4 protein-coding genes and 1 pseudogene are annotated in these 3,230 nt (G+C 72.7%); all 5 read right to left on the bottom strand.

Annotated features, from left to right (window positions below):
* Window positions 1-400 (bottom strand): annotated as a pseudogene (locus tag GT030_RS15700) (hypothetical protein); the annotation flags it as partial.
* A 56-nt stretch (window positions 401-456) separates the two neighbouring features.
* Window positions 457-1,380 carry a methylenetetrahydrofolate reductase [NAD(P)H] gene (metF, locus tag GT030_RS15695; protein WP_135790442.1) on the bottom strand — a complete coding sequence of 308 codons (924 nt, stop codon included), beginning with the start codon at window positions 1,378-1,380 and terminating at the stop codon, window positions 457-459.
* A gap of 97 nt (window positions 1,381-1,477) precedes the next feature.
* Window positions 1,478-2,125, bottom strand: a complete 648-nt coding sequence (gene thiE, locus GT030_RS15690; protein WP_161201647.1) for a thiamine phosphate synthase — start codon at window positions 2,123-2,125, stop codon at window positions 1,478-1,480.
* A gap of 84 nt (window positions 2,126-2,209) precedes the next feature.
* Window positions 2,210-2,575, bottom strand: coding sequence for an Rv2175c family DNA-binding protein (locus tag GT030_RS15685; protein WP_161201646.1), 366 nt, complete (start codon window positions 2,573-2,575; stop codon window positions 2,210-2,212).
* 65 nt (window positions 2,576-2,640) lie between these two features.
* A partial coding sequence (locus tag GT030_RS15680) for an oxidoreductase C-terminal domain-containing protein (RefSeq protein WP_161201645.1) occupies window positions 2,641-3,230 on the bottom strand: 590 nt, incomplete at its 5' end.

The raw sequence follows: 3,230 nt of genomic DNA, 5'->3' as shown, positions 1-3,230 counted from the left end.
CGGTGGCGTAGGCCGCGGTCTGGGGGCCGGGGTGGTCGTGGCCGAAGTCGGCGGACTCGTCCGGGCCGGGGTCGCCGAGGACCGGGTCCTGGTGCTCGGCGCGGTTGCGGCGGCGCCGGGTGACCGGGCCCGCCTCCTCGTCGTCGGGGCGCTTGACGGCCCAGCCGGCCGCGAAGCCCTTGCGGAACGACAGCGTGACGTAGGTCTGTCCGACGGCGAACGCGATGGCGCCCAGCCCGATCACGACGACCGACGGCATCAGGACGCCGACCACCACACCGAGGAACCCGGTGAAGGCGAGCAGCCGCCAGCGCAGCCGCGCCTTGTACTGCAGCAGCACTTCGCCGAGCAACCACAGCGCGACGACGCCGAACGCGATGTAGAGGACCGTCCAGCCCATGTACGCCCCTCTCCCAGTGACCGTTACGCAGTGTGTCCCATCGCGGTACGGCCGGTCTAGGCCCGCGGGGGGTGGTGCAGGCCCAGGTTCTCGTAGATTTCCAGCGTCGCCGTGGAGTTGTTCAACGTGATGAAGTGCAGTCCGGGCACCCCCTCGTCGAGCAGCCGGGCGCAGAACTCCGTGGCGAAGTCGATCCCCAGGGAGCGTACCGCCGCCGGGTCGTCCTTCGCCGAGAGGATGCGCTCTTTCAGCTCGGGCGGGAACAGCGCGTTGCTCAGCTTCGGCAGCCGCTCCAGCATCTTCACGCTGGTGACCGGCAGGATCTCCGGAATGACGGGGGTTTCGCAACCCGCGGCGGCGACCCGGTCGCGCAGCCGGAGGTAGGACTCGGGCTGGAAGAACATCTGCGTGATGGCGTAATCGGCGCCCGCGCGGCACTTGTCCACGAAGTGGGCGACGTCGGTGTCCCAGTCGGCGGAGCGCGGATGCATCTCCGGGAAGGCGGCGACGCCCACGCAGAAGTCCCCCGACTCCTTGATGAGGCGCACCAGTTCGGCCGCGTAGGTCAGCCCCTCGGGGTGCGCGACCCAGTCGCCCATCGGGTCACCGGGCGGGTCGCCGCGCACGGCGAGCATGTTGCGGATGCCGGCGTCCGCGTACTGGCCGATGATGTTGCGCAGTTCGGCCACCGAGTGGTCGACGGCGGTGAGGTGGGCGACCGGCGTGAGCGTCGTGTCGACGACGATCTGCTGGGTCTCCTTGACCGTGGTGGCACGGGTGGTGCCGCCCGCGCCGTAGGTGACGGAGACGAAGTCGGGCGCGACGGCCTCGACCCTGCGCAGCGCGTTCCACAGGTTGCGCTCGCCCTGCGGGGTCTTCGGCGCGTAGAACTCGAAGGAGTACGCCGTCTTGCCGGTGGCGAGGATGTCCCGGACGGTCCGGGCACGATCAGTCCTGGTGGATGCGGTTCCGAGGGCCATACCCGCAGGTTAGCCACGGGTGGGCGGTGACCCAACCGGGCGCCGGTGATTTGGCCGAATTGCCGGGCCTTTGTCCATCCCTTGGGACGGCTCCCGCTCAGATTTCCCGCAGCCGCTTGGCGAACTCGGCCGCCGCCGCACCCGGATCGTCCGCGGCCGTGAGCGCGCGGACCACGACCACCCGGCGGGCGCCCGCGTCGAGCACCTCGTCCAGGTTGGTGCGGTCGATGCCGCCGATGGCGAACCAGGGGCGCTCGGTCTTCAGGCCCGCGGTGTACCGGACCAGGTCGAGGCCCGGGGCGTGGCGGCCCGGCTTGGTGGGGGTGGGCCAGCAGGGGCCGGTGCAGAAGTAGTCCACGCCGTCCTGGACGGCGGCCGCGGCGGCCTCCGCCTCCGAGTGGGTGGAGCGGCCGACCAGGACCCGGTCGCCGAGGACGGCACGGGCGGCGGGCACCGGGAGGTCGCCCTGGCCGAGGTGGAGCACGTCGGCTCCGGCGGCGTGGGCCACGTCGGCCCGGTCGTTGACCGCGAGCAGCTTGCCGTGCCGGGCGCAGGCGTCGGCGAACACCTCCAGGTGGGCCAGCTCCTCGGCGGCCTCCATGCCCTTGTCCCGCAACTGGACGATGTCGACACCGCCGGCCAGGACCGCGTCCAGGAACTCGGCGAGGTCACCCTGCTCCCTGCGGGCGTCCGTACAGAGGTAGAGCCGGGCGTCGGCGAGGCGGGCGCGGGCGGTGTCGGGCATGCGGTGGGTCCCCCGGTGTTCGGTGTGCGGGTCGTGCTGCGGGCGGGCGGCGCCCGGCGGGGCGCCACCCTGGGGCGCGGTGGGTCAGACGGCCAGCGCCTGGGCCCGGCGCTTCACCTCCGTGCCGCGGTTCTCACTGAGGGCCTGCGCGGGGGTGCCGGGCAGGGAGGGGTCCGGGGTGAAGAGCCATTCGATCATCTCTTCCACCGTGAAACCGTTGTCCCGCAGGAGCGTCAGGGTGCCGGTGAGGCCCTTGACGACCTTGTCCTCGTCGATGAAGGCGGCGGGGACGTGCAGCGCGCGGTTCTCACCGCGGCGTACGGCGATGAGCTGGCCCTCCTTGACCAACTGCCGTACACGCGTCACCTCGACGTCGAGCTTTTCGGCGATGTCGGGGAGGGTGAGCCAGGCGGGGACAAGAGCGTCGGTCTTGGTGTCAATCTCGGTCACGACATCTAGCCTGCCATCCCCCACCGACAGCCGGTAGTCGGGCCACTCCGCACGGGGCACCCGGCCTAGCCGGCGACGGCCTGCTTCAGCGGGAGCGCGGGGTCCCTCAGGGCGTCGGCGTCCATCAGCCGGCCCGCCTCGATCAGCCGTCTGCCCTGGGCCAGGTCGCGCGGGCGGCCCACCGCCAGCAGGGCCACCAGACGCCCCTCGCGCAGCCAGCACACGGTCCAGGCGGGGTCGGCGGGGTCGCCGCGCCATACCGTGCGGTCGGCGGCCGCGTGGTGGCCCGCGTACTGCACGAAGCGCCCGAACTGCTCCGACCAGAAGTACGGCACCGGGTCGTAGGGCGCCGCCTCCTCGCCCAGGATGTCGGCGGCGACCGTACGGGGACCCTGGAGGGCGTTGTCCCAGTGGTGGACGAGCAGCCGCTCGGCGTAGCGGGCCGAGGGGAAGGAGGTGCAGTCGCCGACCGCGTACACGTCCTCGGCGGAGGTGCGCAGCCGGTCGTCGGCCAGCACCTCGCCGTGCGGGCCGAGGGCGATGCCGGAGCCGGCCAGCCAGCCGGTGGCGGGGTGGGCGCCGATGCCGACCACGACGGCGCCGGAGGGCAGCCGGGCGCCGTCGTCCAGCACGACCGCGCCGGGCTCGACGGCCG

Origin of the sequence: Streptomyces sp. SID1328 (assembly GCF_009865595.1) — a bacterium.
Classification (GTDB): Bacteria; Actinomycetota; Actinomycetes; order Streptomycetales; family Streptomycetaceae; genus Streptomyces; species Streptomyces griseoluteus.
This window is presented reverse-complemented; position numbering and strand designations above follow the sequence as displayed.